Genomic DNA, 24,643 nt, shown 5'->3' with positions numbered 1-24,643 from the left:
CCTCAGCCGGGGTGGCCGACGGCGCCGGGGACGGCGTCGACGAGGTCGTGGAGCATGCCCTGCTCGCGGCGGAGCCGGTCCATCTCGCGCTCGCGGACGGCGTACGCGCGGCGGGTGACGCGCTGGCGGCCGAGGAGGAGCAGGCGGGACTGGTCGGCGACGAGCAACCCGGGCGCGGCGGCACGCACGCCGAGCGCGGCGAACCGCTCGAGCGGGCCGCCGGGCACGCCGAGGTCGTCGGCGGCCGCGGAGCCGAGGAAGACCCGGGTCATCCCGTTGACGAGACGGCGGGCCACCGCCTCGCGGACGGCGGAGGGCCCGACGCCGAGGGTGGCGAGCTGGGGCGCGAGGTACTGCTCGACCAGGGCGCGGGTGAAGAGGCGGGCGTCGTCGTCGGGGCCGGGCGAGGTGAGGCGGTAGAGGTCCTCGATGCGGACGTGGTCGGCCTCGGTGGCCGGCAGCAGCGCGGGCTCGACGCCGATCAGGTGCCCGACGTAGCGCCACAGGTGGTAGACGTCGTCGAGCTCGCGCCGCCGCAGGCGCACGCCGAGGTGGGTCATCGCCTCCAGCGAGACGTGGCCGAACTCGGCCAGCGTGAAGGCCAGGTAGGGCTGCGGCACCGGCACGCCCCACGCGTCGTGGTCCCACGCCGTCGAGGAGCCGACGTGGCGGCGGACGCGGGCGTGGATGAGCCGCACCCGCACGGTGCGGACCCAGCCGGGCCCGCCGACGGCCATCCCGCCGGGGCGGACCACCTCGGCCAGCCACTCCCCCACCTCGATGGAGCGGACGGCCGGCTCGGCGGCGTACCGGCCGGTCAGCTGCAGCGGCTTGGCCGCGATCGCGTTGTCGGCTCCGCGCAGGAGGGACGCGGCGCCGAGGCAGAGGCCCCAGGGTGCGGTGTGGCGGACCAGCACGTCGGCGGCCCGGTCGAGGCGGTCGCGCTCCAGCCACGGCGGGTCGGTGGTGACGTGGTCGAGCAGGGCACCGGCCGCGGCACCGACGCCGGACCGGTCGGCCCCCGCCAGCGCCTCCCGCACGACGCGCGCGGCCGCCCGGTCGGCCACGACCGTGTCGGCGAGCGGGTCGGCGTGCCACATGCCCTCGAGCCACGCCCGGCCGGTCTGGCCGTGCTCGGCGACGGCCCGGTCGACGTGGCGCAGCCCGGTGGGCGCGAGCGGTGTCGACCGGGTACCCCGGCGGGTGTCGGTCACGAGCGCGTCCCCCTCGACGATCACAGCGGTGCTGTCATCGATCGTGCCACGCACCTGCATGGTTAGGTAGGACCCGTGGACCTGCCCGTGATGCCACCCGTCCAGCCCATGCTGGCCAAGGCGGTCGCGGGCGTGCCGGACCCGGCCAGGCACACCGTCGGCGGCCTCACCGGCCTGTCCTTCGAGCCCAAGTGGGACGGCTTCCGCTGCCTGGTCTTCAAGGACGGCGACGAGGTCGAGCTGACCAGCCGCAACACCAAGCCGCTCACCCGCTACTTCCCCGAGCTCGTCGCCGCCGCCCGCGAGCAGCTGCCCGAGCGGTGCGTGCTCGACGGCGAGGTGTTCGTCGCGGTGGGCCCGCGCCTGGAGTTCGAGGTGCTCCAGGAACGCATCCACCCCGCCGACTCGCGCGTGCGGATGCTGAGCGAGAAGACCCCCGCCTCCTTCGTCGCCTTCGACCTGCTGGCCCTCGGCGAGGAGTCGTACGTCGACCGGCCGTTCGCCGAGCGCCGCGCGGCCCTCGTCGACGCGCTCTCCGGGCTCACGGGCCCCTGCTACCTGACCCGCACCACCGACGACCCCGAGGTCGCCGAGCGCTGGTTCCACCAGTTCGAGGGCGCCGGGCTCGACGGCGTCATCGCCAAGCCGCTCGGGGCGCCGTACGCCCCCAACGGCCGCACCATGATGAAGATCAAGCACGAGCGCACCGCCGACGTCGTCGTCGCGGGCTACCGCGAGCACAAGACCTCCACCCCCGAGCGGCCGCTGCTCGGCAGCCTCCTCCTCGGCCTGTACGCCGACGGCGAGCTGCAGCACATCGGCGTCAGCGCGAGCTTCACCGAGAAGCGCCGCGCCGAGCTCATCGAGGAGCTGCAGCCGCTGGTGTGCGGCATCGAGGACCACCCCTGGGGGAAGTGGAACGAGTTCCTCGTCGGCAACCCCGACCGCGTCCCCGGCACCCAGAGCCGGTGGAGCCAGGGCAAGGACCTCTCGTTCACGCCCCTGCGGCCCGAGCGCGTGCTCGAGGTCAAGTACGACGCGATGGAGGGCCGGCGCTTCCGGCACACCGCGCACTTCAAGCGGTGGCGCGACGACCGCGACCCCACCTCCTGCGGCTACGAGCAGCTGGAGCAGCCTGTGAGCTACGACCTCGCCGAGGTCCTGAGCGGAGGACAGTGATGGCCGACCAGCCTGATGAGTACGACGTGGTGCTGCTGGTGGAGCAGCCGCTCACCCCGCAGGACGCCCGCCAGGTGCGCTCGCTGCACGAGGGCCTCGACGGCCCGGTGACCTACCACGTGCTGCTGCCGGTCGACGACGCCGCGGCCCGGGTGGAGGCCTCGCTCGGGTCGCTGTCGGGCAGCGAGCTGCTGGCCGCGCCGCACGTGCCGATCGACCCGGTCGACCTGCACGAGGTCTCCGCCGACCTGCGCGAGCGGGCGACCACCGACCTGGCCGCCACCGTCGCCGCGCTCGAGACGGCCGGCGCGACGGTGGGCTCCAGCGCCCTGGTCACCGGCTCGCCGGTCGACGAGCTCACCGCCACCGTCCAGCGGGTCGACGGGCGCGAGGCCATCGTCCTGACCGCCCCGCACGTGGTCGCCGAGCTCTTCCGTCTCGACTGGTCCTCGCAGGCCCGGCGCAAGCTCGACGTGCCGGTGCTGCACCTGCTCGAGCACGAGACCTTCGACGAGCAGGCCGCCGGCCCGGACGGCATCTCGGGGGCCTGACGGTGCCGCCCCGCCGCTCACTAGTCTGTCCCGGGTGAGGCTCCGCCGACGCGCCGAGGAGTCGCGCGCCACCGGCCCCGAGGGGTCGGTCGAGGTCGCGTTCGCCGGTGTCCTCGACGGCCGTCGACTGTGGCTGGCGGTGGCCCGTCCGGTGCCCACGGGGGCGGCGTTCGCCCTGCGCCCCGGAGCCGCTGTCCCGTCCACCGACACCTCCGACGAGCGCCACCTCGCGGCGCGGCTCGACCTCGACGGCCTCGCCCCCGCGTCGTACGACGTCGTGCTGGCGGTGCCGGGCGGGCCCGACGTCCCGCTGGTCGTCCCCGACGGCACGGTGCTGCGCGCCGCGACCGCCCCCGCCGCGACCGTCCGACCCCGGCCCGAGCGCGCCCCCGACGAGCGGCTGCGGCTCCGGGTCGAGCCGCTCGACCCGGCGGTCGAGCTCGCGGGCGTCGACCTCGAGCCCGACGGCGTGCGCCTCGACCTCGGGCCCGACGTCGCCGACGCGCCGGTCCACCTCGTCGACGACGGGGGCACGGTGGTCGCGTCGTGGCCCGGCCCGCTGCTCGACGACGCCGCCGTCGCCGACCTGGCGCCGCAGCGCACCCGGGTCGTCGTCGGCGACGACCGCCGGCCGGTCCGGCGCCGGGCCGACGGCCTCGCCGACGCCGGCCGCGGCGCCCCGCTGCCCGCGCTGGGGCGCCTGCGGCTGCGCTGGGGTGGCGACGGCACCCTCGTCGCCCGCGTCGCCGAGGACCAGGGGGCCGGCGGGTGAAGGTCGGCTTCCTCCTCACCAACCTCGACGGCCCCGGCGGCACCGCCCGGTCGGTGATCACCCAGGCCGGCGCGCTGGCCGACCTGCACGACGTCACCCTGCTGAGCGTCCTGCGCACCGCCGAGCGCCCCCACCACCCCGTCGACCCGCGCGTGCGCACGACCTACCTCGTCGACGTCCGTGACCCCGGCCGGCCGGCCACCACGGGCCGCGACGCGCTCGTCGGCGACCTGGCCGCGACCCTCCACCGGCGGGAGTCGGCCCTCGTGCCGCGACGCTGGGACCCCCAGCTCTCGGCCCTGGCCGACGTCGCCCTCGAGCGCACCCTGCCCGGGCTCGGCCTCGACGCGGTCGTCACCACGACCCCCGGCCTGCTGGCCGCGGCGACCACGCTGCTGCCCGCCCGCACCGTCGTCGTCCACCAGGAGCACCGCGCCTCGCACACCCGCACCGGCGGGCTCGAGCCGCTGCTGGCCCACGCCCCGCAGGCCGACGTGGTCGCGCTGCTGACGCCCACCGTCGAGGCGTGGCTGCGCGAGCAGCTCGGCGAGCTGGCGCCCGAGACCGTCGTCGTGCCCAACCCGCTCCCGCCGGGCCACGCGCCCCGCTCGGCCCTCGACCAGCCGCTGGTCGTGACCGGGGGCCGGCTGGTCGGCGAGAAGCAGCTCCCCCGGCTGGTCGACGCCTTCGCCGAGGTCGCCGGCCGGGCGCCGGGCTGGCGGCTGCGCATCTGCGGCGACGGACCGCAGCGCGCCGAGCTGCTGCGCCAGGTGCGCAAGCACGACCTCTGGGACCGCGTCGAGCTGCCCGGCACCGTGCCCGACATGGCCGCCGAGTGGGCGAGCGCCTCGGTCGCGGTGCTCTCCTCCCGCACCGAGGGCTACCCGCTCGTGCTGCAGGAGGCCATGGCCGCGGGCGTGCCGGTCGTCAGCTTCGACTCCCCCTCCGGGCCGCGGGAGATCATCGAGCACGAGGTCAACGGCCTCCTCGTCGCCCCCCAGGCCACCAGCGGCCTCGCCGCCGCGCTGCTGCGGCTCGTCGACGACGTCGACCTGCGCCACCGCCTCGGCGCCGGCGCGCTGCGCACCGCCGCCCGCTGGGACGCCGCCGCCGTCGCCCGCCGCTGGGACGAGGTGCTCACCGGGGCCCGCGAGCGCCGGGGCAGCCACGGCCGGCTCGAGGCCCGCGCCCTCGCCCCGCGCCCGGCCGACCGCGACGACCGGCCGGCCGCCGACACGGGCCTCGACGCGGGCTCCGGCACGACACCGGCCGAGGCCCGGGCCGCCGCCCTGGCCTGGGCGGTCGACGCCGTCCGCACGGCCACCGACACCTGGCTCGTCGTCCCCGCCCACGAGCACCCCGCCCCGCTGGTCGTCGCTCCCGCCGACGCCCGCGACGCCGTGCTGGAGGCCCTGGCCCGGCCGGGCTGCCCGGCGTACCTCTGCCTGCGCGACCCCGCCGAGGCCGGGTGGCCCGAGCGCCGGGGACCGGTCGCCGACCTGGCCGCCGACCTGCGCAGCGGCCGCACGTCGGTCGTGGCGCTCGAGCCGTGGCCCGACGGCGGCGTGCTCACCGGGGCCGGCGGCGTCGAGGTCGAGTTCTGGGAGCACGACGCGGCCGGCGACCTCGTCGCTCCGCGCCGCAACCCGTACGCCGACCGGCTGCCGCCCGCCGTCGTCCGGTCCGAGGCCGTCGAGGCCGAGGTCGACGGCGTCACCGTCCGCTCGCTGCCGCTGCTGCTGGCGCCCACGGCCACCGAGGTGCGCTTCCCGGTCGACGCCGTCGTCACCTGGGTCGACGGGCGCGACCCGGCCTGGGACGCCGCCCGCGCGGCCCGCCTGGCCGAGTCCGGCGAGGCCGCGCAGGCCCGCACGGCCAGCGGCCGCGCCCGGTTCGTCGACCACGGCGAGCTGCGCTTCGCCCTGCGCAGCCTGCACCTGTTCGCGCCGTGGCTGCGGCGCATCCACCTCGTCACCGCCGGACAGGTGCCCGCGTGGCTCGACCACGACCACCCGGGCGTCAGGGTCGTCGACCACCGCGAGATCCTCCCCGCCGACGCCCTGCCGACCTTCAGCTCCCACGCCATCGAGACCGCGCTGCACCGGGTGCCCGGCCTGGCCGAGCACTTCGTCTACCTCAACGACGACTTCCTGCTGGGCCGCCCGCTGCGGCCCGAGGCGCTGTTCTCCCCGGCCGGCCTGACCTCGGTCTTCCTCTCCCGGCAGAACGTCGGGCTCACCGGCGACACCGCCGACCCCGACGTGCCGCCCTTCGTCCGCGCCGCCTGGCACAACCGCCAGCTGCTGCAGGAACGGTTCGGCGCGGTCACCCTGCGCCACCTGGCCCACGCGCCCTACGCCCACCGGGTCTCGGTGCTCGAGGCCCTCGAGCGGGAGTTCCCCGAGGCGCTGGCGGCCACGGCGCGGCGGCCCTTCCGCAGCGGTGACGACGTCTCGACCCTGAGCTCGCTGGCCCAGCACTACGGCCTGCTCAGCGGCACCGCCTACGTCGCCTCGCTCGAGGAGCACCCGCTGACCTTCGTCAACCTCAGCAACGCCGGCGTCGAGGGCCAGCTGCGGCGGGCGCTGCGCCGCGAGCAGGACTTCCTCTGCCTCGGCGACCACCACGACCACGCCCTCGACGGCGACCGGCTGGCGCGCAGCCTCGACGAGTTCCTCCGGCACTACTACCCGCTGCCCGCACCCTGGGAGGCTGGGTAGATGGGTCTCCTCAGCCGAGCGCGGTCGTCCGCTGGGGCGGTGCACGCGCGGGTCGCCGACGGCGAGCACCTGTGGCTCGCCGTCGCCGGCACCCGCGGACCCCTCGTCCTGGCCCGCGACGACGGCCCCGACGTGGCGGTCGAGACCGAGACCGAGGTGCACGACCGCAAGTCGCTGCTGGTGGCGGTGGTCCCGCTCGCGGCGGCGCTCGCCGCCGACCCGGCCGAGCGGGTGGAGCTCCGGCTGGTCCACGGCCGCCGGCGCACCCCGGTCGTCGCCGACTGGGCCGAGCGCCCGGCGACCCCGACCCTCGAGGCCCCGACCACCGCCGACGGCCACTGGCAGCTCGACGTCGACCGCGACCCCGCCACCGGCCACGTCGTCGTACGACGGCGGTCGGCGGAGCCCGGCGTGCCGGTGCTCGCGGTGGCCGGCGGCGTCGGTGACGACGGCGCCCCGGTCGTCGAGGTGCGCCTCGGGGCACCCGGCGTCGTCTCGGTGACCGCGGGCGAGGTCACCCTGCCGGTGCGCGACGGGGTGCTCGTGGTCGGCGAGGTGCGTGACCTGCCCTGGGACGAGAGCCTGCCGCTGGAGGTCGACGGCACGCCGCTGCGGCGCACCCGCCACGTCCTCGACCGGCCGCAGCACGCGACCTCGCTGCCCCCGCTGGCCGCCCCCGACCTCGAGCTGCGCTGGCTGCGCGACGGCCGCCTGGCCCTGCACCGCCGCGAGCCCCCCGTGAGGCCGCTGCCATGAAGGTCGCCTTCCTGATCGCGACGATCCACGACCTCGGCGGCACCGCCGGGGCCGTGGCGACCCAGGCCAACGCCCTGGTCGGTCGCGGCGTCGACGTCGAGGTGCTCAGCGTGCTGCCCGACGGAGGGCGCCACCACTTCCCGCTCGACCCGCGGGTGCGGGTGCGTGACCTCGTCGGCGCCGAGCACGAGCCCTGGCGCGACCGGCCGCCGCTGCTGCTGCCCGACAACGCCGACCCCGGTCTCGACGCGCGGGTCGACGTCGCGCTCGAGGCGGCGCTCCCCGCGCTGCGCGCCGACGTGCTCGTGACCGTGACCCCGGCCATGCTCGGCTACGCCGTCCAGCTCGCCCCGCCGCGCACCGTCGTCGTCCACCAGGAGCACCGCTCCTCCGCCTCCCGGCCCCACAGCCGCCAGCTGCTCCTCGACGTCGCCCGCCGGGCCGACGTGGTCGCGATGCTCACCGAGCCCATGGCCCACTGGCTGCGCACGGCGCTCGGCCCCGACGCCCCCGAGGTCGTCGTGGTGCCCAACGCCCTGGCGCCGGGCTTCCGGCCCCGCTCGCCGCTCACCGAGCCCGTCGTCGTGTGCGCCGGCCGGCTCGACGGCGAGAAGCAGTGGCCGGTGCTGGTGCGGGCGTTCGGCGCCGTCGCCGACCGCATGCCCGGGTGGCGGCTGCGGATCTTCGGCGAGGGGCCGGCGCGGTTCGAGATCATGGGCATGGTGCGCAAGCTCGACCTGCACGATCGGGTCGAGCTGCCCGGCGCCTCGTCCGACATGCGCGGCGAGTGGGCCCGGGCCGGGATGTCGGCGCTGGTCTCGCGGGCCGGCGAGGGCTTCCCACTCGTCATCCAGGAGGCGATGGCCGCCGGGGTGCCGGTGGTGGCCTACGACATGCCGACCGGGCCCCGCGACCAGGTCACCCACGACGTCGACGGGTTGCTGGTCACCCAGGGCTCGGTGCCCGGGGTCTCGGCCGCCCTGCTGCGCCTGGCCTCCGACCCCGCCGAGCGGCAGCGGCTCGGCGCCGCGGCCCGGACCACGGCCGCCGCCTGGGCACCCGAGGCCGTCACCGACCGCTGGCTGGCGGTCTTCGCCGAGGCCGTCGCGCGCCGACGCGCCACCCCCGGCCCCGGCGGCCGCGCGGCCGCCGTCCACCGGGCCGCGGCGGTCCGCGTGCCCGTCGTCGACCAGGACCTCGCGCCGGTCGGCTGCGAGGGCGACGGCACCACGCCCGCGCAGGCCCGCACGGCCGCCCTCGCCGCCGCCACCGGTCTGGCCCGCCGGGTCAGCGACACCTGGTTCGTGGTCCCCGACCGCCCCGGCCGCCCCGCGACGGTCGTGCTGCCCATGGACGCCCGGGCCGCGTTCCTCGACGCCCTCACCGCGCCGGGCGCGCTGCCGCCGTACCTCTCGGTGCACGACCCGGAGCACCGAGGCTGGCCCAGCCGCCGTGGCACCCCGGCCGAGGTCGTGCCGCCGATCCGTCGCGGCCGCACCGGCCGGCTGCTGCTCGAGCCCTGGCCGCTCGTCGACGGCCCCGTCGACCCCCGCGGGTCGCTGCTGGGCCACGGCTGCTCGGTGGCCGTGGAGTTCTGGGAGGCCGGGCCCGACGGCGACCTGCACGCGGTGCCCGGGCACGTCACCTGGACCCGTTCCGTCCCCGTGCCGGTGACCACCGCCACCACGACCGTGCACGGGCTCGAGGTGCCGACCCTGCCCGTCATGGCCGCACCCACGGTCTACGACTGCCGCTTCCCCGTCGACGTCGTCTACACCTGGGTCGACGGCTCCGACCCGGCCTGGGACGCCGCGCGTCGAGCCCGGCTCGCCGGGGTCGGCGGCGAGGCCGTCTCGTCCGCGGCGGCGAGCGGCGCGGCCCGGTTCGTCGACCGCGGCGAGCTGCGCCACTCCCTGCGGGGGCTGCACCTGTTCGCGCCGTGGGTGCGCACCATCCACGTCGTCACCGCGGGCCAGGTGCCCGACTGGCTCGACGTCGACCACCCGCAGGTCCACCTCGTCGACCACCGCGACCTGCTGCCCGCCGAGGCCCTGCCCACCTTCAGCTCGCACGCCATCGAGACCGCGCTGCACCGCATCGACGGCCTCGCCGAGCACTTCCTCTACCTCAACGACGACTTCTTCCTGGGGACGCCGACGCCGCCCGAGGCGTTCTTCTCCCCCGCCGGCGCACCTCTGGTCTTCCCCTCCTCCACCGTCGTCGGCCTGCCCGACGAGGCCGACCTCCCCTGGTCGCGGGCCGCCGACAACAACCGCAGCCTGCTGGCCGACGCGTTCGGGGCCGTCACGGTCAACTCGCTGCTGCACGCGCCGTACGCCCACCGCGTCTCGCTCGTGCGGGAGGTGACCGAGCGCTTCGCCGCCGAGGTCGAGGCCACCGCCCGCGCGCCGTTCCGCTCACCCACCGACGTCTCCGTGCTCTCCTCGCTGGCCCAGCACTACGGCCTGCTCACCGGCGCCGCCCAGGTCGGCCGCGCCGACTACGCCTTCGTCGACCTCACCGAGACCGTCGTGCGCCGGCGCCTCAACGAGCTGCTCCGCCGCGAGCGCGCCGGCTTCTGCCTCGGCGACGGGCTCGACCACGGCCGCGACCCGGCCCAGGTCGACGCGCTGGTCGCGCGGTTCCTGGGTGAGTACTTCCCGATCGCGGCGCCCTGGGAGCGGTGACGGTCCTCCGGGGGCCGGTGGCTGTGGGTGGGTCGGGTGGCCGCGCGCGTGGCAGGCCGCGTCTCGGCGTCAAGGACGCCTGCGGCGCCGGCTCCGCCGGCCGCTTCGCGGTCCTTGACCCCGAGCCTCGCGCGGCCCGCCGGACTGCGCGCTGTCGGCGACGCCTCGCAAGCTCGGCGCGCCGCCGCTGGCGCGGCCACCCGCCCCACCAGTCACACGTGACCCGACCGCACCACTCCTGACGGGGATCTCCCGCTCCTGGTCGGTAATTACCCACCAGAAGTGGGAGATCGGCAGCAGGAGTCGGGGGCGGCCGCGCCAGCGGCGGCGCGGGCGGAGCCCGTGCCGTTGAGCGCGCCGTCAGTCGATCGGGCGAGGCTCCGGGTCAAGGACGACCGAAGGTCGCCGCGAAGCGGCGGAGCGAAGCGACGTCCTTGACGCGGAGACCCGATCGACTACGCGCGCGGCCGCCCACACCAGCACCCAGAACAGTCAGTGGCGGCGCCGCAGGAACAACCCCCGCGGAGGGGTCTCGTCGCCCCCCTCCTCGGCGAGGTTGGCGTCCTCGAGCTGCTGCTCCAGCTCGGCGATGGTTGACTCGTACTCCTCACGCAGGTTGGCCCGGGTGCGCCGGCGCACGTGCACCTCGCGGGCCTGGGTGTGGTCCAGCGCGACACCGACGGCGTGGTCGTGCAGGCGCTCGTAGTCCGCGCGCAGGGCGGCGAGGGCGGGCGGGACGGCGGGGTCGGTCGGGTCGGCGACGAGGCGGTCGACCTGCTCCCAGACGCCCTCGGCGACCGCGCGGAGGGTGTCGGGGACGTCGACGCTGCTCCAGTCGGCCTCGGATCGACGCAGGGTCGGCTCGATGAACGCGTCGACGTCGGCGTCGCCGGCGTGGTCGAGGTCGAGGCCGAGGCGACCGGCCACCTCGGCGAGCACCGGGCGCCAGTCGGCCAGCAGGTCGGCGTACCGGACGAAGGCGCGGGGGTCGGGCCGGCTGACCTCCTCGGTCACCAGCAGCGCGTGCACCCAGCCCGCGATGTTGGCCGTGGCCCGCTGGCGGCGGAAGGACTCGCCGCGGTCGGTCGGGGTGTAGTGGGTGTCGCGCGACTTCGCGACCTCGACCGGGTGGCGCAGCATGGTGACGAAGCCCAGCTCGGCGCCCGCACGGGCGGCGGCGCCGCGCCACAGGTCGTGGAACCAGAACACGCGCGGGTCCTTGACGACGACCTGGCCGCGGGGTGCGTCGCGCAGTGCCCGGGCCAGCCAGCCGTCGAGCTCCTCGGCGTCGTCGTCGGTCGGCAGCCCGGCGGCGAGCTCGGCGGCCTCCGGCCGGGCGTCGAGGGTGCGGACGACGGGCGAGCGCCGGAGCATCCGCTTGTGCAGGTCGACGACCCACTGGGTCTCGTGGAACCCGCGGGGGTTGGTCTCGTCGGCCGGCACCTGCGGACCGGGCAGGTGGACGCCGAGCATGCTGAGCGCGCCCGCGACGGTGCTGGTGCCGCTGCGCCCGGCGCCCGCGACGAGGACGACGCGCCCGTTCACCGGGCCTCCCCCGTCGCCTCGGCGGGGCCGGCGGCGGGACCGGCGGCCGCCTCGAGCTCGCGGACCCGGCGGCGGAGCCGGTCGAGCCGCTCGTTCTTGACCGCGAGCCGCTCCTGCAGCGCCCGCTTCTGGGCCAGCACCTGGGCCGCGGTCTCGTCGGAGGCGACCGCAACGGCCGTGCCGTGCAGGTCGGCGTACTCCTGCGCGAGGCCGTCGAGCGCCGTCCGGGCACCGCTGTCGGCGGGGTCGAGGACGAGCGTCTGCGCGGCGGACCAGGTGCGTTCGGCGAGGTCGACGAGGACGTCGGGCACGTGGAGTCCCTCCCAGGTGTCGGCGGATCGGTTGAGGCTCGCGGTGAGGAAGTCGTCGACCGGGTGCTGCGCGGCGAGGTCGCCCGGGTCGAGGCCGAGCTGGCCGCAGGCGCGGGTGACGGCGGCGCGCCAGTCGGCCAGCAGGTCGGGGTAGGGCACGAACGCGCGCGGGTTGTCGCGGGTGGCGCGCTCGGTGACGAACAGCGCGTTGGCCCACGCCGCGACGTTGGCCACCTCGCGCTGGCGGCGCAGGTCGTCGGACCAGTCGCTGAGGTACGCCGCGTCGCGCGACCGCACGACCTGGGCGGGATGGCGCAGCATGGTCAGGCTGACCAGCGCCGCCCCGGCGTCGGCGACGACGCGCTGCCACAGCGGGTAGACCCAGTAGGCGCGGGTCTCCTTGACCACGACCACGTCGTCGGCGGCACGGGCAGCGAGCTCGGCGGCCAGCCACCCGCGGAGCCGGCCCTCGCGCTCGGGCGTCAGGTCGGCGAGGGCCACCTCGCCGGCGTACGGGCGGCCGTCGATGGTGCGGACGCCGAGGCCGTCGAGCCACTCCTTGTGGAACTGCGCGACCCACAGGGGCTCGTAGTAGCCGCGCGGGTTCTTCTCGTCGGTCGGGACCTCGGGCTGGGGCACGTGGAAGCCCAGCCGCTTGAGCGTGCCGGCGGCGCTGCTCGTGCCACTGCGGCCGGAGCCGGTGACGAGGAGGACCTTCCGCACCCGCGGAAGGCTATCGGTCGCCGGGTCGGTCGCTACGTCGAGAGCGAGTTGGGCTGGAAGGTGGGGCGGCGGTCGAGGTCCTCCGACGACGCTCGGACGAACTCGAAGCCCGACGTCGTGACGGTCACCCAGGCCGACGCCGCGACGTCGGCGGCGTCCTGCCCGATGAGGGGGCCGTCGAGGCCGTCGAGCCAGCCGCGCAGCGAGTCGGCGCAGGCGACGTGGAGCGGGGCGGCGTGGAAGGCGTTGCGGGCCTGCTCGATCTCGGTGCCGACGAAGGCGACCGGCCGACCCAGGGTGGACCCGCACACCCCACACACCCGCGACAGGGCGCACTGGGTGACGCGGCGGCCGTCGAGACGGCGCAGCGTGGGCGGCGACCCGTCACGCGCCCCGCCGAAGCCCTCGGTGCCGCACATGAACGGCACCGGGAGCCCCAGCTCGGGGTCGCGCGGCAGGTCGACGAGGTCGCGGGGTGCGGGGTCCACGGGGTGGTTCAGTCCTCCTTCTCGCGCTCGCGCGGGCTGCGCGACCAGGTGCCCAGCTCGGCCATCCGCGAGGGGCGCTCGGCGTCGCTCTTGCGGCCGCGGGACTGCTCCTGCTGCGCCGGCGGGTTGTCGCCGACCCGGGCGTAGTGCCGGTCGTCCTTGGTCCAGCTGTTGGGCACCGAGAGCTTCATGATGGTGCGCAGCGCCTGGCCGTACTGCTGGTGCAGCGGGCCGGTCGTGTAGGGGATCTGGTACTTGTCGCACAGCTCGCGCACGCGGACCGAGATCTCGCCGTACCGGTTGCTCGGCAGGTCGGGGAAGAGGTGGTGCTCGATCTGGTAGCCCAGGTTGCCGGACATGATGTGCAGCAGCGGGCCGCCCTGGAAGTTGGCCGCCCCGAGCACCTGGCGCAGGTACCACTCGGCGCGGGTCTCGTCCTCGAGCTCGTCCTCGGTGAAGTGCAGCGCCCCGTCGGGGAAGTGGCCGCAGAAGATGATCATGTAGGCCCACAGGTTGCGGGCCAGGTTGGCCGTGGCGTTGGCGGTCAGCGTCGCCTTCCACTGCGGCCCGGACAGCGCCGGGTAGACGACGTAGTCCTTGAGGATCTGGTTGCGGCCCTTCTTCAGGATCTGCTTGAGCTGCCGCTTCATCTCCTTCGGGTCCTTCTGGCCCTTGCGGATGCGCTCGAGGTCGAGGTCGTGCAGCGAGACCCCCCACTGGAACAGCGTGGCCAGCAACGCGTTGTAGACCGGCTGCCCGAGGTAGTAGGGGTTCCACTTCTGCTCGCGGGCCAGGCGCATGATGCCGTAGCCGATGTCGTTGTCGTAGCCGAGCACGTTGGTGAACTGGTGGTGGATGTAGTTGTGGCTGTGCTTCCACTGCTCGGCCGGCTGCGCGGTGTCCCACTCCCAGGTGGAGGAGTGGATCTCGGGGTCGTTCATCCAGTCCCACTGGCCGTGCATGACGTTGTGGCCGATCTCCATGTTCTCGAGGATCTTGGCCAGGGCGAGCGCGGAGGAGCCGGCCACCCAGGACGCGGCCCGCGTCTTCTTCGAGTGCAGGCCGAGGAGCAGCGTGATGCGGCCCGCCGCGGCGAGGCCTCGCTGCACCTTGATCAGCCTGTTGATGTACGCCGCGTCGTCGGCGTTGCGCGACTCCTCGATGTCGGCGCGGATCTGGTCGAGCTCGCGTCCGAGCTGCTCGACCTCCTCGTCGGTGAGGTGCATGTACTCCTGGACGTCGGCGATGGCCACGGTTCCTCCGGAGGGTGGGTGATGGGTGTGGTGCGTGGTGCGTGGTGCGGGGTCGAGCTGGGTGCAGCCGGGTGGAGCGGTGTGCAGGTCCGGGTGGGTCAGATGTTGAGGACGCAGTCACCGACGGGCGCGGTGACGCAGGTCTGGATGGCCTCGTTGGGCTGGTTGAACTCGTCGCCGTTGCGCAGGTCGCGGACCTTGCCGGAGACGAGGGTCAGGGTGCAGGTGTGGCACACACCCATGCGGCAGCCGTAGGGCATGCCGACGCCGGCCTCCTCGCCGGCCTCGAGCACGGTGGTGGCGCCGTCGACCTCGACCTCCTTGCCGGAGTTCTGGAAGCGCACGGTGCCGCCCTCGCCGCCGTCTCCCCCCAGCTCGAGGGAGAACCGCTCGAGGTGGAGGTGCTCGTCGAGGTCGTGCTCCTCGAAGTGCTCGGTCACCGCGTCGAGCATCGGCGCCGGGCCGCAGGCGTAGGTCTCGCGCTCGCGCCAGTCGGGGACGACGTCGGCCAGGTCGGCGAGGTCGAAGATGCCCTGCTCGTCGGAGAACCACTCGTGGACGGTGAGGTCGGGGTGCTGCTCGTGCAGGGCGCGCAGCTCCTCGCGGAAGATCATCCGCTCCGGCGTGGTCGAGGCGTAGTGCAGCACGACGTCGGGCATGGTGCCGCGCCGGTCGAGCGTGCGCAGCATCGACATCACCGGGGTGATGCCGCTGCCGCCGACGAGGAAGAGCAGCTTGGCCGGCGGCGGGTCGGGCAGCACGAAGTCGCCCTGCGGCAGCGCCAGCCGGACGATGGTGCCGGGCTCGAGGCCCTTGACGAGGTGCTCGGAGAGGAACCCCTCCGGCATCGCCCGCACGGTGATCGCGAGGTGGCGGCCGGAGCGCTTGGGCGGGCTGCTCACGGAGTAGGAGCGCCAGTGCCACTTGCCCTGCACGCGCAGCCCGATGCCGACGTACTGGCCGGGGCGGTGCTGGTAGCGCCAGCCCCACCCGGGACGGATGACGAGGGTGGCGGCGTCCTCGGTCTCCGGGACGACCTTCTCCACCCGGCCCCGCAGCTCGCGCGAGCTCCACAGCGGGTTGAGCAGCGTGAGGTAGTCGTCGGGCAGGAGCGGCGTCGTGAGCTTGTCGGCGCCCTTGCGGACCCGCTCCCAGGTGAACCGGCCCTCCGGCGGCTTCGTGGTGCTCGTCACGTCGCTCAGTGAACAACCGTTTACTCGACGTGGCAACACCCCTTGTGGACCTGGACTTCGGGCCCCGTCAGGCGGTATGAGTCCGGCTCACCGCGGCGGGTCGGCACTGCGGACCGCCATCAGGATGACCGGCGCCAGTCCCAGCGAGCCGACGACGATCGTCACGAGCCCGGGGCCCGGGAGGAAGACCATCGCCACCCCCACCAGCAGGCCGGCCAAGAACCACAGCACCCCCAGGACGGCCAGCACGCGGAACCACCACGGCGCAGCCCGCCACTGCTCGCCCATCAGGTGCCCTCGACCCGGTTGCCGTCGTCGTCCCAGTGCTCGGCGACCTTCTTGCTCGGCTGCACCCGCGGCGGCTCGCCGGGCATCTTGGGGTAGTCGGGCGGGAAGTTGAGCTCCACCGCGCCCTGCTCCTCCCACAGGTCCAGCAGGGGCGTGACGTCGTGGGCCGTGTCGTCGATGCTCGCCCACGGGTCGCCGTCGGCGAGGCGGTCGGGGACGGTGAAGAGGTTGAGCTCGCGGGGGTCACGGAGGTCGGCCAGCTCGGACCAGGTGACCGGCGTCGAGACGGGCGCGCCGGGCAGCGGCCGCAGCGAGTACGCCGAGGCGATGGTGCGGTCGCGGTTGTTCTGGTTGTAGTCGACGAAGATCCGCTCGCCGCGCTCCTCCTTCCACCAGTCGACCGTCACGCCCTCGTCGCGCTTCGCCAGCTCGCGACCGAACCCGATGGCCGCGTGCCGCACGTCGGTGAACTCCCACCGGGGCTCGATGCGCACGTAGACGTGGATCCCCCGGTTGCCGCTGGTCTTGGGGTAGCCGACCAGGCCGAGCTCGCGCAGCAGCTCGTCGGCGACGCCGGCCACGCGCACTGCGTCGGCGAACGTCGTGCCCGGCTGCGGGTCGAGGTCGATGCGCAGCTCGTCGGGGTGGTCGACGTCGTCGCGGCGCACCGGCCAGGGATGGAAGGTGAGGGTGCCCATGTGCGCGCACCAGACCGGCACCGCGATCTCGGTCGGGCAGATCTCCTCGGCCGTGCGTCCGCTGGGGAAGGTGATCTCGACGGTCTCGAGGTAGTCGGGCGCGCCCTTGGGCACGCGCTTCTGGTAGAACGCGTCGGCGTTGCGGTCCTGCGGCCCGGTGGCCAGCCGCATCCCCTCACGTACGCCGGAGGTCCACCGCTCCAGCGCGGTCGGCCGGTCGCGGAGCGCCCGCATCAGGCCGTCGTCGACCGAGGCGACGTACTGGGCGACCATCAGCTTGGTGACCTCCGGCGTGCGCTCGGTGGCCTCGTAGATGACCCGGTCGGGGCTCGAGACGCGCACCGTGCGGCCCCCGGCCTCGACCTCGGCGGCGGGCGTCTTCGGCATGCGCCGACCCTAGTGGCCCCGGGCGGCTGCGGAGCGTCCCCCGCGGGGGCGGCGTACGGTCGAGGAGTGGCCTTCCTCGACACGCTCCGCGACCGCCGCCGGCTGCGGCGTGACCGACGTCGCCCGGGTTCCTGGGCGCGGCGCCGTAGGCTCGAGGGCATGGCGTACAACGTGGAGAAGACCGACGAGCAGTGGCGCGAGGAGCTCTCGCCGCAGGAGTACCAGGTGCTGCGCCAGGCCGGCACCGAGCGCGCGTTCGTCGGGGAGTACACCGACACCGAGACCACCGGCGTCTACCGCTGCAAGGCCTGCCAGGCCAAGCTGTTCGAGTCCGACACCAAGTTCCACTCCGGCTGCGGGTGGCCGAGCTTCTACCAGCCGATCAGCGACACGATCGAGTACCTCGAGGACAACACCCTCGGCATGAAGCGGGTCGAGGTGCGGTGTGCCAACTGCGGCTCGCACCTGGGGCACGTGTTCCCCGACGGCTACGGCACGCCGACCGGCGACCGCTACTGCATCAACTCGATCAGCCTGACGCTCGAGCCCGCCGACCAGCAGTAGGACCGGTCACGACGGCGGCGCGTCCTGGCGCTGCCGCCGCTCGTGGAGCCGCTGCTGCGCGGCGCCGAGGTAGGCCAGGCACGGCGCCTCGGTGCCGCGGTGCTGCTCGTGCAGGTGGAAGGTCCAGCGGTCCATGGCGGCGAGGTAGCCGTTGTCACCGCCGGGCCGGTACGCCGACCACGCGCGGTCACCCTTGGCCGTGCACTCGACGCAGGCGATCTTCCAGACCAGCTGGTCGTCGGCCCCGACGTCGAGGCGCACCGTGGCCAGCGGTCCGGCCTCGGTCTCGGCCCGGCGACGCCGGGCGGCGCGGCTCGCGGTCACGGCAGGCGCGCGACCAGCTCGCCGATGGGCGCCAATGACCCGGTGTAGAACGGGATCTCCTCGCGCACGTGTCGCCGGGCGCGGCTGGCGCGCAGGTCGCGCATGAGGTCGACGATGCGGAAGAGGTCGTCGGCCTCGAACGCCAGGATCCACTCGTAGTCACCGAGGCCGAACGAGGAGACCGTGTTGGCCCGGACGTCGGGGTAGGGCCGGGCCTGCATGCCGTGCTCGCGGAGCATGTCGCGGCGCTCCTCGTCGGGCAGCAGGTACCACTCGTAGGAGCGCACGAACGGGTAGACGCACACGTGGCGGCGCACCTCCTCGTCGGCCAGGAACGCCGGCACGTGGCTCTTGTTGAACTCCGCCGGGCGGTGCAGCGCCATCTGCGACCACACCGGCGCCAGCCGGCGGCCGAACGCGGTGCGGCGGAAGCGGTGGTAGGCCGCCTGGAGCTGCTCGGAGTCGGCGGCGTGCCACCAGACCATGAGGTCGGCGTCGGCGCGCAGCCCGCTGACGTCGTAGACGCCGCGGACGACGACGTCGGACTCGGCCAGCTCGGCGAACAGCTTCTCGACCTCGGCGCCCTCGGCCTCGCGGTCGGCGGACTCGCCGAGCACCTCGTCGAGGCGGAAGACCGACCACATCGTGTAGCGGATGGTGTCGTTGATCTCGCGGAGGCGGGCGGCGTTGGACTGCTGCTCGGTCATGCCTCCCATTGTGGCGCGAGCACGGTGGCGGCGGCCCGGCGGCCCGAGGCCACGCAGGCGGCCACGCCGACCCCGTCGTACGCCGCCCCGCACACGGCCAGGCCCGGCAGCCCCTCCAGGCCGGCCCGGACCCGGGCGACCCGGTCGAGGTGGCCGACGGCGTACTGCGGCAGCCCGCCGCCCCACCGCTGGACGTGCGTGGCGAGCGGGGTGGCAGCCAGCCCGGTCGCGGCGCGGAGGTCGGCGAGCGAGGTGGCCACGAGCTCGGCGTCGGTGCGCTGGAGGGTGTGCTGCTCCCCCGCGCGGCCGAGCGAGGTGCGGACCAGCACCGCGCCGTCGGCGGCCGGATCGCGACCCCACTTCGACGAGGTGAAGGTCGAGGCCTTGATGCCCCGGCCGTCGACGGGCGGCACGAGGAACCCCGACGCGGTGAGCACCTCCTCGGGCACCTCGGCCGCGTCCAGGGCGAGCGTGACGACGACGACCGAGGCGTACTCGAACCCCGCCAGCTCGGCCGCGCTGGTCGGCGCGAGGTCGGCCAGCAGCCGCGACGCCGGCGCGGCGGGCACGGCGAGCACGACGGCGTCGGCGCTCTCGCCGCCCACCGCGAAGCCCCCACCGGGGCGGCGCCCCAGGGAGCGCACCAGCACGCCCGTGCGCAGGTCGAGCCCGTCGGTGAGGGCGTCGACGAGGGTGCCCATGCCGCCCGCGGCGGAGGCGAAGACGGGCACGCCGGGGTCGGCGGGGAGGCTGATCGGGCCCTCCCGCAGGGCCAGCAGCTGCGGCGCCGCGGCGCGGGCGGAGATGTGGCGGGCGTGGCCGGCGTACACGCCGCCGAGGAGGGGCTCGACGAGGCGGTCGACCACCTCGTCGCCGTACCGCGCGGCGACGAGGTCACCGACCGACGGGTCCTCCCCGGGTACGTCGACCGGCCCGGCCAGGCCGTGGCGGGCGCGCGCGAGGCCCTCGGCCGACAGGATGCCGGTCGCCTCGAGTCCGTCGAGGTCGAGCGGGGCGCCGAGCAGCGTGCGCGGGAGGGGGCGGAGCGCGTCGCGGGTCCAGATGCGGGAGGAGGCCAGCGTCGGGTGGACGACCTCGACGCCGAGCTCGCGGGCCAGCGCGACGCCGTCGGGGCGACGGTTGACCATCGCCTCCGCCCCGACGTCGACGACCGCGTCGGCGACCCGCTCGCGGCGCAGCTTGCCACCCGCCCGGTCGGTGGCCTCGAGCACGGTCACCTCGGCGCCCGCGGTGCGGAGGTCGTGCGCCGCGACCAGGCCGGCGATCCCGGCTCCGACGACGACGACCCGCACTCCCCCAGCCTACGAGGGCGCCGCGGCCGAGGGTCAGGAGGCGACGGAGCCGAACGCGCTGCGGTGGAACAGCAGCGGGCCGGCGGCCTCCTCGGCGGCGGCGCCGGCGTCGACGGCGTGCAGGAGCAGCAGGACGATCGTGTGGTCGCCGGCCTCGACCTCGCGGTAGACGGTGCAGTCGAAGCGGGCCAGGCCGTCGTCGAGGGTGACGGCGCCGTCGTCGCTCACCGTGGTCTCGACGTCGTCGAAGCGGTGCTCGACCGGCCCGGCCAGCTGGCGGCACACCTCGCCGTGGTGCTGGGCGAGCACGGTGACGCCGAGGTGGTCGGCGCGCCGCAGGTCGGGCCAGGTCTTGGAGGTGTTGGCGATGGAGAACGAGACCAGCGGCGGGTCGAGGCTCACCGAGGTGAACGACGACGCGGCGAGCCCGGTCGGGCGCCCGTCGACCTCCGCGGCCACCGCGACGACCCCGGACGGGAAGACGCCGAACGCGTCGCGCAGGCGCTGCGGGTCGAGGTCCTGGTTGGTGGGCATCTGCAGGGCGGTCATGCGGGGGCTCCTGTCCGGGCATCGGATCGGGCGTCGGATCGGGCGTGGAGTCGGGCGGCGAGCAGGGTGGTGACGATGGGGCGCGCGGTGGTGAGCCAGGCATCGTAGGCGGCGGGGTCGTCGTGCGCGGCGTCGAGCACGTAGAGCGCCCGCACCGGCACGACCGCCCCGATCTCGGTGAGCACCGGGCGCAGCGTGAGCTCGGGAGCGAGGGCGTGCGCGGGACCTCCGCCCAGCATCAACGGCACGGCGAGCCCGGTCATCCCGGTGCCGAAGTCGGGGGCGAACCGGTCGAGGAAGAGCTTGAGCAGCCCCGTGTACGTCGCCTTGTACGTCGGCGACGCGACGACCACCAGGTCGGCCGCGGCCACCTCGGCCACGAGGTCGCCGACGACCGGGTCGCGCTGGTCGAGCAGGCCCGGGCCGACCGTGGCCAGGTCGACGACGAGGTCGGGCTCGTCGCCGGCGAGCTCGCGGGCGACGTACGTGGCGGCGGCGAGGGTGCGCGAGGCCGGCTTGGGGTTGCCGACGACGACCGCGACGCGGTGCCCGCCCGGGCCGCTCACGAGGCGGCCTGCGAGCCGCCGGCCGTGCCCGACGCCGAGCCGCCGAACGGCACGGCTACGGACTGGTGGCGCGGCGGGGCCGGGTGGCTCCACAGGCCGCGGCGGGCGAGCTCGGGCAGCACGCCCTCGCCGACCCGGTAGGCCTCCTCGAGGTGCGGATAGCCGGAGAGGATGAACTCCTCGATCCCGACCTCGGCGTACTGCTCGACGAGGTCGGCGATCTCGCTGTGGCTGCCGACGAGGGCCGTGCCGGCGCCGCCGCGGACCAGGCCGACGCCGGCCCACAGGTTGGGGTGGATCTCCAGGCCGTCCTTGCTGCCCTGGTTGAGCGCGAGCATCCGTCGCTGGCCCTCGGACTCGCTGCGCTTGAGCCCCGCCTGCACCCGCGCGATCTCCTCCTCGGAGATGCCGGCGAGCAGGCGGTCGGCCTCGGCCCACGCCTCCTCGGAGGTGTCGCGGGCGATGGCGTGCAGGCGGATGCCGAAGCGGAGCTCGCGACCCTCGTCGGCGGCCAGCTTGCGGACCCACTCGACCTTGTCCCGTACGGCGGCGGGCGGCTCGCCCCAGGTGAGGTAGACGTCGGCGTGCTTGGCGGCCACGGTGCCGGCGGCCGGCGAGGACCCGCCGAAGTAGACCTCGGGCAGGGGGTCGGGCCGCTGGGCGAGCACGGCGTCGTCGAGCTGGTAGTGCTCACCCTGGTAGCTGACCTCCTCGCCGAGCCAGAGGCGGCGCACGATCTCCAGGAACTCGTCGCAGCGGGCGTAGCGCCCGTCCTTGTCGAGGTAGTCGCCGAACATCCGCTGCTCGTGGCTCTCCCCGCCGGTGACGACGTTGAGCAGGAGCCGACCGCCGGAGAGGTTCTGGAAGGTGCCGGCCATCTGGGCGGCGAGGAACGGTGCGATGAGGCCGGGGCGGAAGGCCACGAGGAACTTCAGCCGGTCGGAGACCTGGCTGAGCATCGCGGTCGTCAGCCAGGCGTCCTCGCACCAGGCGCCGGTCGGCGTCAGGGCGGCCTCGAACCCGAGCTGCTCGGCGCTGCGGGCGACCTGGCCGAGGTAGGGCACCGAGGCCGGGCGGACGGCCGCTCCCGTGTCGACGCCGTGGCCGCCGCCGACCACCTGGCGGCCGTCGCCGCCGTTGGTCGGGAGGAACCAGTGGAACTTCAGGGAGGTCATGACTGCCTTTCTCGGCGCTTCGGTGTCGCGGGGCGTGGGGTGTGGGGTGTGCGGGACGGGTCAGGCCCGGGCCAGCTCGGCGGCCTCGAGTTCGCGCACGATCGGCAGGACCTCCTGGCCGAAGTACTGGACGTCCTCCTGGAAGTGCAGGAAGCCGAGCAGGAACAGGTGCACGCCGCGGCGCTTGTACTCCAGCATCCGGGTCGCGATCTGCTCGGGCGTGCCGATGAGGCCGGTGCGGAAGCCGTCGTTGTACTGCACGAAGTCCTTGAAGTCCGAGTCCTGCCACATGCCCTTCTTGTCGCCGGTCGACTGGCCGGCCTGGGTGACGGCGGAGCCGAAGCCCTCGACGGCCTCGACGTCGGCCTTGGCGACGATCTCGTCGAGCACGGCATGCGCCTCGGCCTGGGTCTCCCGGCCGATGACGAACCCGTTGACGCCGAAGCGGACGTGGCCCGCGCGGCCGCGCACGGCGGCGACGTCGCTGACGTCCTGGACCTGCTCGGCGATGCCCTCGGGGCTGTTGCCGTTCATGAAGTACCAGTCGGTGACGCGACCGCCCATGCCGCGGGCGTCGGTGGAGTTGCCACCCATGAAGATCTCCGGGTGCGGACGGCCGGGGACGTCGTACGGCTTGGGCTTGAGGTCGAAGTCGTGCAGCCGGTAGAAGTCGCCCTGCAGCTCGGCGTGCTCGGAGGTCCAGATCTCGCGCAGGTAGCGGATGAACTCCTCCGAGCGGCGGTAGCGCTCACCGTGCTCGAGCCACGGCTCGCCCAGCTTGGTGAACTCGTCCTTGAACCAGCCGCTGACGACGTTCACGCAGAAGCGGCCCTGGGTGTACTGGTCGGAGCTGGCGACCAGCTTGGCCAGCACACCCGGCTGCCACAGGCCCGGGTGGACCGCGGCGATGACCTTGAGGCGCTCGGTGGCCAGGGCGATGGCGAGGCTGATCGAGGTCGACTCGTGCTGGTACGCCGCGCCGTACCCGGCCATGTAGCGCACCTGCGAGAGCGCGTAGTCGAAGCCGTTCTGCTCGGCGAGGCGGGCGAGCTCGATGTTGTAGTCGAGGCCCCAGTCGGTGCGCTGCTCGATCGTGCTGACGACGAGGCCGCCGCTGACGTTGGGGACCCAGTAGGCGAACTTCAGCGGCTCGGTCACGGGCGGGGGCGTGGCGGACATCGTGCTCCTCGGGCGAGTCGGGGTCCGGTGTGGACCGTCTCGATCTTATGTCGAGCGACATTATCGGGTTAGGCGCGATATGCAAGGCAGGACCCCCTGCGGCCCGGCCGGAAGCCACGACGGGGTGGTAGGCGGCGCCTGTCACCCACCCGCCACGGCCCGGCCGCCCACGATGCGGACGGCGCGGCGCGTCCCGGATGTGGCGGATTACCGCCCGTACTCGATTGACCTACTACTCTTTGGGCCGACCACCCCCGCCCCACCCCTCCGCAGGAGACCGTCGATGCGCATCGAGCAGCTGGAGTACCTCGCCGCCGTCACCCAGCACGGCTCCCTGCGGCGCGCCAGCGAGCGGCTGCACATCTCGCAGCCGGCGCTGAGCGAGGCGGTGAGCAAGCTCGAGCGCGAGCTCGGGGTCGTCCTGCTCGACCGCCGACGGTCCGGCGCACGCATCTCGCGCGAGGGCCGCGAGCTGCTCCAGCACATGGTCGAGGTGCTCGAGGCCGTCGACCGGCTCAAGGTCGCCGCCGGCGACCGCGGTGCCGAGGCCCGGCGGGTGCGGGTCGGCACCGTCAACGCCGCGACCACCACCCTGCTCGTGCCCGCGATCGCCCGGCTGCAGCAGGAGCTGCCGCAGGCCAGCCTCGAGCTGACCACCCTGCAGCAGCACGAGATCGACCAGGGCCTGCTCGAGGGCTCCTTCGACCTCGGCCTCATCAACGTGCTCAGCGGCGACGACCCGCCGGTCGACCTCGTCGGCACCGACCTGCTGCACGGGCGGCCCGTCGTCGTGCTCCCGGCCGGCCACCCCCTCTCTGCGCAGCAGATGGTCTCGGTCGACGACCTGCGCCGTGAGCGGTTCGTGGCGATGCGCGCGGGCTACCTGATGCACCGCTTCGCCCACCGCATCTTCGGCCCCGACCTGCCCACCACCGTGCACAGCACCGACGGCGCCGAGATGGGCAAGACGCTCGTCGCCGAGGGCCTCGGCCTGACCCTGCTGCCCGACTACAGCGTCGAGGGCGACCCGATGGAGCGCGCCGGCCTCATCACCACCCGCCCCATCGCCGGCGACCAGACGATCGTCACCCTCGTCGTCCGCCAGCGCGCCTCCGCCGGCCCGCCCGCGCCCCTCCAGGTCCGCGCCCTCCACGCCGCCCTGCTCGCCCAGGCCCGCACGTACGCCGGCTCCCGCGCCTCCTGACCCCCCACCCCCCGCGACGGGAGCGTGGTCTCGAGACGGGACTCCGTCCCTCCTCGACCACCGTCGGGCCAGCCCGGGCCACACGGTGGTCGAGGAAGCGTCCCCCAGCGAGCGTGGTCTCGAGACGGGACTTCGTCCCTCCTCGACCACCGTGGGCCCAGGCCACCCGGGCCACACGGTGGTCGAGGAAGGCGCGCTAGCGCCTGTCTCGAGACCACCCCACAGGCTGCGGTCGTGTGGTCTCGAGACGGGACTTCGTCCCTCCTCGACCACCGTGGCCCCAGGCCACCCGGGCCA

23 protein-coding genes are annotated in these 24,643 nt (G+C 74.8%); 8 read left to right on the top strand and 15 right to left on the bottom strand.

Annotated features, from left to right (window positions below; all coding sequences use genetic code 11):
• Positions 1 to 2 precede the first annotated feature (2 nt).
• Positions 3 to 1,214 carry an oxygenase MpaB family protein gene (locus tag FJQ57_RS14965; protein WP_211348952.1) on the bottom strand — a complete coding sequence of 404 codons (1,212 nt, stop codon included), beginning with the start codon at positions 1,212 to 1,214 and terminating at the stop codon, positions 3 to 5.
• Between the two features lie 75 nt (positions 1,215 to 1,289).
• Between FJQ57_RS14965 and FJQ57_RS14960 the strand changes: the two genes are divergently transcribed.
• The 6 genes from FJQ57_RS14960 to FJQ57_RS14940 are packed head-to-tail and all read left to right on the top strand — an operon-like array spanning position 1,290 to position 9,879.
• Positions 1,290 to 2,393, top strand: coding sequence for an ATP-dependent DNA ligase (locus FJQ57_RS14960; protein ID WP_170219454.1), 1,104 nt, complete (start codon positions 1,290 to 1,292; stop codon positions 2,391 to 2,393).
• Positions 2,393 to 2,944: a hypothetical protein gene (locus tag FJQ57_RS14955; protein ID WP_139981667.1), complete on the top strand. Its 552-nt coding sequence runs from the start codon at positions 2,393 to 2,395 to the stop codon at positions 2,942 to 2,944. The genes FJQ57_RS14960 and FJQ57_RS14955 overlap by 1 nt, the downstream gene beginning before the upstream one ends.
• 34 nt (positions 2,945 to 2,978) lie before the next feature.
• The gene (locus FJQ57_RS22605) at positions 2,979 to 3,716 is read left to right on the top strand and encodes a hypothetical protein (RefSeq protein WP_170219453.1); all 738 of its coding nucleotides are present in this window, start codon (positions 2,979 to 2,981) and stop codon (positions 3,714 to 3,716) included.
• Complete coding sequence (locus tag FJQ57_RS14950; protein WP_170219452.1) at positions 3,713 to 6,436, top strand: stealth conserved region 3 domain-containing protein; 2,724 nt, start codon at positions 3,713 to 3,715, stop codon at positions 6,434 to 6,436. Before FJQ57_RS22605 ends, FJQ57_RS14950 begins: the two co-directional genes overlap by 4 nt.
• Before the next feature lie 39 nt (positions 6,437 to 6,475).
• Positions 6,476 to 7,192 carry a hypothetical protein gene (locus tag FJQ57_RS14945; protein ID WP_139981663.1) on the top strand — a complete coding sequence of 239 codons (717 nt, stop codon included), beginning with the start codon at positions 6,476 to 6,478 and terminating at the stop codon, positions 7,190 to 7,192.
• Positions 7,189 to 9,879, top strand: coding sequence for a stealth conserved region 3 domain-containing protein (locus tag FJQ57_RS14940; RefSeq protein ID WP_139981661.1), 2,691 nt, complete (start codon positions 7,189 to 7,191; stop codon positions 9,877 to 9,879). The genes FJQ57_RS14945 and FJQ57_RS14940 overlap by 4 nt, the downstream gene beginning before the upstream one ends.
• A gap of 492 nt (positions 9,880 to 10,371) precedes the next feature.
• Here FJQ57_RS14940 and FJQ57_RS14935 read toward each other — a convergent pair whose 3' ends face one another.
• The 7 genes from FJQ57_RS14935 to FJQ57_RS14905 form a co-directional block, all read right to left on the bottom strand.
• Positions 10,372 to 11,424, bottom strand: a complete 1,053-nt coding sequence (locus FJQ57_RS14935; RefSeq protein ID WP_139981659.1) for a sulfotransferase family protein — start codon at positions 11,422 to 11,424, stop codon at positions 10,372 to 10,374.
• Entirely contained in the window at positions 11,421 to 12,458 is a 1,038-nt protein-coding gene (locus tag FJQ57_RS14930; RefSeq protein WP_139981657.1) for a hypothetical protein, read from the bottom strand. The genes FJQ57_RS14935 and FJQ57_RS14930 overlap by 4 nt, the downstream gene beginning before the upstream one ends.
• A 32-nt stretch (positions 12,459 to 12,490) precedes the next feature.
• A complete protein-coding gene (locus FJQ57_RS14925; RefSeq protein WP_139981655.1) occupies positions 12,491 to 12,946 on the bottom strand; it encodes a hypothetical protein in 456 nt (151 codons plus the stop codon).
• 8 nt (positions 12,947 to 12,954) lie between these two features.
• On the bottom strand, positions 12,955 to 14,199 hold the full coding sequence (locus tag FJQ57_RS14920) for a fatty acid desaturase family protein (protein ID WP_139981653.1): 1,245 nt from the start codon (positions 14,197 to 14,199) through the stop codon (positions 12,955 to 12,957).
• Between the two features lie 98 nt (positions 14,200 to 14,297).
• Positions 14,298 to 15,392 (bottom strand): ferredoxin reductase, encoded by a 1,095-nt coding sequence (locus tag FJQ57_RS14915; protein WP_139981651.1) that lies wholly within the window; start codon positions 15,390 to 15,392, stop codon positions 14,298 to 14,300.
• An 87-nt stretch (positions 15,393 to 15,479) separates the two neighbouring features.
• Complete coding sequence (locus tag FJQ57_RS14910) at positions 15,480 to 15,680, bottom strand: hypothetical protein (RefSeq protein ID WP_139981650.1); 201 nt, start codon at positions 15,678 to 15,680, stop codon at positions 15,480 to 15,482.
• Positions 15,680 to 16,765, bottom strand: a complete 1,086-nt coding sequence (locus FJQ57_RS14905; RefSeq protein ID WP_139981648.1) for a DNA polymerase domain-containing protein — start codon at positions 16,763 to 16,765, stop codon at positions 15,680 to 15,682. The genes FJQ57_RS14910 and FJQ57_RS14905 overlap by 1 nt, the downstream gene beginning before the upstream one ends.
• Positions 16,766 to 16,924: 159 nt before the next feature.
• Here FJQ57_RS14905 and msrB point away from each other — a divergent pair, with 159 nt between their 5' ends.
• On the top strand, positions 16,925 to 17,329 hold the full coding sequence (gene msrB / locus FJQ57_RS14900) for a peptide-methionine (R)-S-oxide reductase MsrB (protein WP_139981646.1): 405 nt from the start codon (positions 16,925 to 16,927) through the stop codon (positions 17,327 to 17,329).
• A 6-nt stretch (positions 17,330 to 17,335) separates the two neighbouring features.
• On the opposite strand, the gene FJQ57_RS14895 is transcribed toward msrB, so the two are convergent.
• Genes FJQ57_RS14895 through sfnG form a run of 7 tightly spaced genes read right to left on the bottom strand, consistent with a single transcriptional unit; the run spans position 17,336 to position 23,142 of the window.
• On the bottom strand, positions 17,336 to 17,653 hold the full coding sequence (locus FJQ57_RS14895) for a hypothetical protein (protein WP_139981644.1): 318 nt from the start codon (positions 17,651 to 17,653) through the stop codon (positions 17,336 to 17,338).
• The gene (gene hemQ, locus FJQ57_RS14890; protein ID WP_139981642.1) at positions 17,650 to 18,360 is read right to left on the bottom strand and encodes a hydrogen peroxide-dependent heme synthase; all 711 of its coding nucleotides are present in this window, start codon (positions 18,358 to 18,360) and stop codon (positions 17,650 to 17,652) included. The genes FJQ57_RS14895 and hemQ overlap by 4 nt, the downstream gene beginning before the upstream one ends.
• Positions 18,357 to 19,673 carry a protoporphyrinogen/coproporphyrinogen oxidase gene (locus FJQ57_RS14885; protein WP_139981640.1) on the bottom strand — a complete coding sequence of 439 codons (1,317 nt, stop codon included), beginning with the start codon at positions 19,671 to 19,673 and terminating at the stop codon, positions 18,357 to 18,359. Before FJQ57_RS14885 ends, hemQ begins: the two co-directional genes overlap by 4 nt.
• 33 nt (positions 19,674 to 19,706) lie before the next feature.
• Positions 19,707 to 20,222 (bottom strand): flavin reductase family protein, encoded by a 516-nt coding sequence (locus tag FJQ57_RS14880; protein WP_139981638.1) that lies wholly within the window; start codon positions 20,220 to 20,222, stop codon positions 19,707 to 19,709.
• Entirely contained in the window at positions 20,219 to 20,788 is a 570-nt protein-coding gene (locus tag FJQ57_RS14875) for an NAD(P)H-dependent oxidoreductase (RefSeq protein WP_139981637.1), read from the bottom strand. Before FJQ57_RS14875 ends, FJQ57_RS14880 begins: the two co-directional genes overlap by 4 nt.
• The gene (locus tag FJQ57_RS14870) at positions 20,785 to 21,963 is read right to left on the bottom strand and encodes an LLM class flavin-dependent oxidoreductase (RefSeq protein ID WP_139981635.1); all 1,179 of its coding nucleotides are present in this window, start codon (positions 21,961 to 21,963) and stop codon (positions 20,785 to 20,787) included. Before FJQ57_RS14870 ends, FJQ57_RS14875 begins: the two co-directional genes overlap by 4 nt.
• 60 nt (positions 21,964 to 22,023) lie before the next feature.
• Entirely contained in the window at positions 22,024 to 23,142 is a 1,119-nt protein-coding gene (gene sfnG / locus FJQ57_RS14865) for a dimethylsulfone monooxygenase SfnG (RefSeq protein WP_139981633.1), read from the bottom strand.
• A 283-nt stretch (positions 23,143 to 23,425) separates the two neighbouring features.
• On the opposite strand from sfnG, the gene FJQ57_RS14860 reads away from it, so the two are divergent.
• Positions 23,426 to 24,346 (top strand): LysR family transcriptional regulator, encoded by a 921-nt coding sequence (locus tag FJQ57_RS14860; RefSeq protein WP_139981631.1) that lies wholly within the window; start codon positions 23,426 to 23,428, stop codon positions 24,344 to 24,346.
• Positions 24,347 to 24,643 lie beyond the last annotated feature (297 nt).

The sequence above is a fragment of the Nocardioides litoris genome, from assembly GCF_006346315.1.
Taxonomy (GTDB): Bacteria; Actinomycetota; Actinomycetes; order Propionibacteriales; family Nocardioidaceae; genus Nocardioides; species Nocardioides litoris.
Note: the sequence above shows the minus strand (reverse complement) of the source record. Positions and strands in the feature narration are given on the sequence as shown.